General features: G+C 70.4%; 3 protein-coding genes. All 3 read right to left on the bottom strand.

What is annotated here, in order from left to right; genetic code table 11:
- Positions 1-308: 308 nt before the first annotated feature.
- A complete protein-coding gene (gene eno, locus RWX45_RS13375) occupies positions 309-1,595 on the bottom strand; it encodes a phosphopyruvate hydratase (protein WP_316024208.1) in 1,287 nt (428 codons plus the stop codon).
- Between the two features lie 240 nt (positions 1,596-1,835).
- Positions 1,836-2,393, bottom strand: a complete 558-nt coding sequence (locus tag RWX45_RS13380) for a hypothetical protein (RefSeq protein ID WP_316024209.1) — start codon at positions 2,391-2,393, stop codon at positions 1,836-1,838.
- A 244-nt stretch (positions 2,394-2,637) separates the two neighbouring features.
- Positions 2,638-6,270 (bottom strand): transcription-repair coupling factor (mfd, locus tag RWX45_RS13385; RefSeq protein WP_316024210.1); only part of this gene is annotated, 3,633 nt, incomplete at its 5' end.

The following is a 6,270-nucleotide window of genomic DNA, read 5'->3' on the forward strand; positions in this document are numbered from 1 at the left end:
GGTGCGGGTCGGCGCGGCGTCATGGCCTCGATCCTGCCTCACCGAGATGCCCGTGGCGAGCGCCCGGCCCCGGTGCGTCGCTCACGAGCTTGGGACAAACACGGGTGTGAGCGTCCCCGGCCCCCGGAACCGGCCGCCTCGCTGTTCTCCGGTCTCCATGCCGGGGCTCTGGCTGCATGTCCATATGGCACGTCCCGGGGCCCGCACACCACTGGTGCGAGCCCCGGGACGAAACCAGAGGGGCAATCGCTTCGGCTCAGACAGCACCTTGCGCCGTGCCCGCCCCAAGCCTCCGCGACCGCTTCGGCTCAGGCCTTGAAGCGCGGGAAGGCGCTGGTGCCGGCGTAGACGGCGTCGTCGCCCAGAGCCTCCTCGATGCGCAGCAGCTGGTTGTACTTGTTGATGCGCTCGCCGCGGGCCGGGGCACCGGTCTTGATCTGGCCGGAGTTGGTGGCCACGGCCAGGTCGGCGATGGTGACGTCCTCGGTCTCACCGGAACGGTGGGAGGTCATCGTCTTGTAGCCGGCGCGGTGGGCCATCTCCACGGCCTCGAGGGTCTCGGTCAGCGAACCGATCTGGTTGACCTTGACCAGGAGGGCGTTGGCGGCGCCGAGCTCGATGCCCTTGGCCAGGCGCTCGGGGTTGGTGACGAAGAAGTCGTCGCCGACCAGCTGGACGCGGTCACCGATCTTGTCCGTCAGGGCCTTCCAGTCGTCCCACTCGTCCTCGGAGAGCGGGTCCTCGATGGAGACGATCGGGAAGTCGCTGATGAGCTTCTCGTAGTACTCGACCATGTAGGCGTTGTCGCGGGCCTCGCCCTCGAAGGAGTAGGTCTTGGTCTCGGAGTCGAAGAACTCGGAGGAGGCAACGTCCATGGCCAGGGCCACGTCGGCGCCGGGCTTGTAGCCGGCCTTCTCAATGGCCTCGACGATGAGCTCGAGCGCCTCGCGGTTGGAGTCGAGGTTGGGGGCGAAGCCACCCTCGTCGCCCAGACCGGTGGACAGGCCACGGCCCTTCACGACGGCCTTGAGGGAGTGGTAGACCTCGGCGCCCATGCGCAGGGCCTCACGGAAGGTCTTCGCGCCGATCGGGGCGATCATGAACTCCTGGATGTCCACGTTGGAGTCGGCGTGGGAGCCGCCGTTCATGATGTTCATCATGGGAACGGGCAGGACGTGGGCGTTCGGGCCGCCGATGTACTGGTACAGGTCGAGGCCAGCGGAGTCGGCGGAGGCGGCCGCAGCGGCGAGGGAGACACCGAGGATGGCGTTGGCGCCCAGCTTGCCCTTGTTGGGGGTGCCGTCGAGCTCCAGCATGAGGTGGTCGAGGCCGCGCTGGTCGGCGGCGTCGAAGCCGATGATCTCCGGGGCGATGGTGTCGTTGACGTTGGCGACGGCCTTCTCCACGCCCTTGCCGAGGTAACGGTCCTTGTCGCCGTCGCGGAGCTCCACGGCCTCGAAGGCACCGGTGGAGGCGCCGGAGGGGACAGCGGCGCGGGCGGAGGAACCGTCCTCCAGGAGGATCTCGACCTCAAGGGTCGGGTTGCCGCGGGAGTCGAGGATCTCGCGCGCGTGAACGTTCTCGATGAGGGCCACTTGATACTCCTTGCTGAAGTTGTGTTGCCTGGGACAGGCACATGCGGACCCAGCCTAGCGGCCCGCGGCCCTCACCACGAGTGCATTGGTCCCGTCACTTCCGCAATTGTTCACGCCGGGCGAGATCATGCCGGCGCCCGGGGCCGCTGCGGCGGCACGACGACGGCGCCACGAGGGCATGACGACGGCGCCGCAGCCACGCGCTGGCGGGCTCGGCTACGGCGCCGTTCGGTTGCGATATCAGCCCAGCTGCAGCACCGGGTCCTCTTGCAGCAGCCAGGAACCGCCGCCCTGGTAACGCGGGGAGATGTCCAGGCTCATGGTGCTCTGGAGATTCTGGTACTGGACGACCACCTCATCGTCTTGTGCAGCCAGATCGTTGAGCTGTGTGGACAACAGGGTGTACCGGAAGAACTCCACGGCGGCGGGCGAGTAATCGATACCCGGCCCGGCCTGTTCCTCCAAGGTGGCCCGCGCGTCCTCGCTCGTGACGGTGATGCCGTACTCGGTAGCGAGTTCCTCCAGGACGGGCCCACCAACCAGGCCGTTGAGCACCTCGGCGGAGGACGGTCCCTGCCCCCCGAGCTTGGTCGCATACTCGGTGAGGTCCGCGGTGGCGTCCTCGACCTCCTGCTCGGTGACCACCACCGTGTTCTGACTGCCGTCCAGGCCGGCGTAGCTCATCGAGGCGGCCTGCCCCGGGTGGGCGGAGCAGCCGGCCAAAGCACCGCCGACGATCAGCAGGGCAGCGCCGGCTCCGAGCAGGCGCCGGATGGGGCGGGTGGTGGATCGGGTCACGGTCTGCTCCTCACGGGGTTGGCCTAGGCGGTGGCGCATCACAATCCGCCACCCTACGCCAGTCCCCACCTCCTCTCGCCGAAACCGGCACTAATAACATGCCGAAACCGGCACTTGTAACGTGCCGAAACCGGCACAAATGACGCACCGAGACCGAGCGAAATGACGAGCGCATGCCTGGAACCAGCCGCTCACGCGCCCCGGCCCTGGCCCCCGCATTCGCACGAGCACCGAGCCAACTGTCTCAGCGGCGTCGCCGGTATTTGGTGGCCTCGGTCTCGTACTCGCTCTCCCCGGCGACGACGGCGTGCAACAGCACCTCCGCCCAGCGCAGCAGCTCCTCCCCCTCAATGGCGCCACCGCCCATGCGGGCGGTTCCGGGCGCGGGCACGACGATGGTGCGGGTGGCGGGCTTGAGCACGGTGCCCGGGTACAGGCGGGTCACCTTCATGCGCGCCGACTCGGGCAGATCCACCGGGGCGAAGCGGATGGACTTGCCCTGGGCCACGATCTCGCGCACGCCCAGCTCGGCGGCGAGCGCCCGCAGCCGGGCCAGGGCCGCCAGGCGGCGCACCGACTCGGGGACGGGCCCGTAGCGGTCGGTGAGCTCGTCGAGCACGTCGCTCACGTCCGCCTCGCTGCGGGCGGCGGCGAACTTGGTGTAAGCCTCCAGGCGCAGCCGCTCGTGCGGGACGTAGTCCTCGGGAATGGTGGCGTCCACCGGCAGGTCCACGCGCAGCTCGGCATCCTCCTCCGCCTCGGCACCGGCCACGCCGTCCGTGTCCCCCACCTTGAGGGACTTTTTGTAGGCGGCCACCGCCTCGGAGACCATGCGCACGTACAGGTCGAAACCCACCCCGGCGATGTGCCCGGACTGCTCACCGCCCAGCAGGTTGCCGGCGCCACGGATCTCCAAGTCCTTCATGGCCACCTGCATGCCGGCACCCAGGTCGGTGTTGGTAGCGATGGTGCGCAGCCGCTCCAGCGCCGTCTGGGTGAGCGGCTTGTCGGCCGGATAGAGGAAGTAGGCGTAGGCGCGCTCCCGGCCGCGCCCCACCCGGCCACGCAGCTGGTGCAGCTGGGACAGGCCCATTCGGTCGGCGCGGTCAGCGATGAGGGTGTTGGCGTTGGAGACGTCCAGGCCGGTCTCCACGATGGTGGTGCACACCAGGACGTCGATCTCCTTGTGCCAGAAGTCGTCGATGACCCGCTCCAGCCGGGACTCGTGCATCTGCCCGTGGGCGGTGGCCACCCGCGCCTCGGGGACCAGCTCGGCCAGCCGCGCGGCCACGCGGTCGATGTCCTCCACCCGGTTGTGCACGAAGAACACCTGACCGTCGCGCAGCAGTTCACGGCGAATGGCGGCAGACACCTGCTTGGTCTCGTAGGCCCCCACATAGGTGAGAATCGGGTGGCGGTCCTCCGGCGGGGTGGACAGGGTGGACATCTCCCGCAGGCCGGTCACCGCCATCTCCAGGGTGCGGGGAATGGGGGTGGCTGACATGGACAGCACGTCCACGTCGGTGCGCAGCGCCTTGAGGGTCTCCTTGTGCTCCACCCCGAAGCGCTGCTCCTCGTCGATGACCACCAGCCCCAAGTCCTTGAAACGCACCTGCCCGGTAATGAGCCGGTGGGTGCCGATGACGACGTCGATGGTGCCGTCAGCGAGTCCGGCAAGCACCTTCTCCGATTCGGCGGCGGTCTGGAAACGGGATAGCTGCGCGACATTGATGGGGAAGCCGGCGTAGCGCTCGGTGAAGGTCTCGGCGTGCTGGGACACCAGCAGGGTGGTGGGCACGAGCACGGCGACCTGCTTGCCGTCCTGGACGGCCTTGAAGGCGGCGCGCACGGCGATCTCGGTCTTGCCGTAGCCGACGTCGCCGCAGATGAGCCGGTCCATGGGCTGGGTTTTCTCCATGTCGGCCTTGACGTCGTCGATGGTGGCGAGCTGGTCGGGGGTCTCGGTGTAGGGGAAGGCCTCCTCCAGCTCGGCCTGCCAGGGGGTGTCGGGGCTGAAGGCGTGGCCGGTGGTGGCCGAGCGGGCTGCGTACAGGCGCACGAGTTCCCCGGCGATCTCACGCACCGCCTTGCGGGCCCGCTGCTTGGTCTTGGCCCAGTCGGCGCCGCCCATCCGGTTGAGTGCGGGGTTGTCGGAGCCGACGTACTTGGTCACCTGGTCCAGGGCGTCGGTGGGCACGAGCAGCCGGTCCCCGGGCTGGCCGCGCTTGGAGGGGGCGTACTCGATGACGACGTACTCGCGGGTGGCCTTCTCCTTGCCCCCACCCCGGCCGGAGCCGACGTCGCGGCGCAGGAGCTCCACGAAACGTCCCACTCCGTGCTGGGCGTGGACCACCAGGTCGCCGGGGTGCAGGGACAGCGGGTCGACGCTCTTGCGGGCCCGGCGGGCGGGCAGGGTCTTGGCCCCGCGGGCGGCGGCGGGGGCGCGCCCGGTGAGGTCGGATTCGGCCAGAAGTGCCAGGTGCAGTCCCTCGGCGACGAAGCCGTGCCCGGCTGAGGCCTGGGTGACCCGCACGACGCCGTCGGGCGCCTGGTAGGACAGGTCGTCGGCGTGGTCCAAGCCGGTGACGATACGGGCGGGCACGCCGCCGTCGGCGAGCAGCTGGGCCATGCGGCGCCCCGGCCCGGGCCCCTCGGTGGCGACGACGACGCTCCACCCCTGCCGGATCAGTGTGCCGATGTCCGCTACGGCCCGCTCCAGCTGACCGCGGTAGCTCTCGGGGTCGCGCAGGGGCAGTTCGGCCGTATCCGGGGAGGCCTTGAGGGAGGTGAAGGACCACCAGCCGCGGTTCGTGGACAGGGCCAGGGCGCGGGCCTCGGCCAAGTGGGCGAAGGCGGCCGCGGACAGGTCGATGGGGGCGGTGCCGCCGGAGGCGGCTGACGTCCAGGCGGCGGCGAGGAACTCCTCGGTGGTGGCGGCCAGGTCCTCGGCGCGTTTGCGGACCCGCTCCGGTTCGGCGACGATGACGAGCCGGTCCCCCACCAGGTCCAGGAGCGGCACCATGCGGTCGACGAGCACGGGAGCAAGGGACTCCATGCCTTCGGTGGGGATGCCGGCGGCGAGTTTGTCGAGCATGTCCGCGGCGCCGGGGATGGCGCCTGCCAGAGCGCGGGCGCGCTCGCGCACCTTATCGGTGAGCAGGACCTCGCGGCAGGCGGTGGCGGTGACCGAACCGAGATCGGCGATGGTGCGCTGGTCGGTGACGGCGAAGGAGGAGACGGACTCGATTTCGTCGCCGAAGAAGTCCACACGCACCGGCCGGGGCTGTGTGGGCGGGAAGACGTCGAGGATGCCGCCGCGCACGGCGAACTCGCCGCGGGACTCCACCATGTCCACCCGCGTGTAGGCGGCGTCCGCGAGGCGGGCGGCGATCTGCTCGAGGTCGGCGCGCATCCCGGGGGCGAGGTGGATCGGCTCCAACTCCCCCAGGCCGTCGACGACGGGGGCGAGCAGCGCGCGTACAGGCACAACAAGCACGCGGATGGGGCCGCGCTGCGGGTCACCGGCGCCGGTAGCCGGGTCCGGGTCGCCGTCCTCGGGGTGGGCCAGGCGCCGCAGCACGGCCAGCCGCATGGCCACGGTGTCGGCGCGTGGGGAAAGCCGCTCATGCGGGAGGGTCTCCCAGGCGGGGAAGACGGCAACGTCGGCGTCGGGCAGGTAGCAGCGCAGGGCGGCGGCAAGCTCGTCGGCCTCCCGCCCGGTGGCGGTGACCACAAGCAGGGGGGTGCCGTCGGTCGTCTCCGGGTGCGGACGCTCCAGCCGGCCCACGCCGACGGAGTTGGCGCCGGCGACGCGGGCGACGCCGGTCTCGCCGAGGGCCAAGGCGGCCAGCACGGCGGGCCGGGCCCCCTGCGCGAC

Origin of the sequence: Actinomyces sp. MRS3W (assembly GCF_032465695.1) — a bacterium.
In the GTDB taxonomy this organism is placed as follows: Bacteria; Actinomycetota; Actinomycetes; order Actinomycetales; family Actinomycetaceae; genus Actinomyces.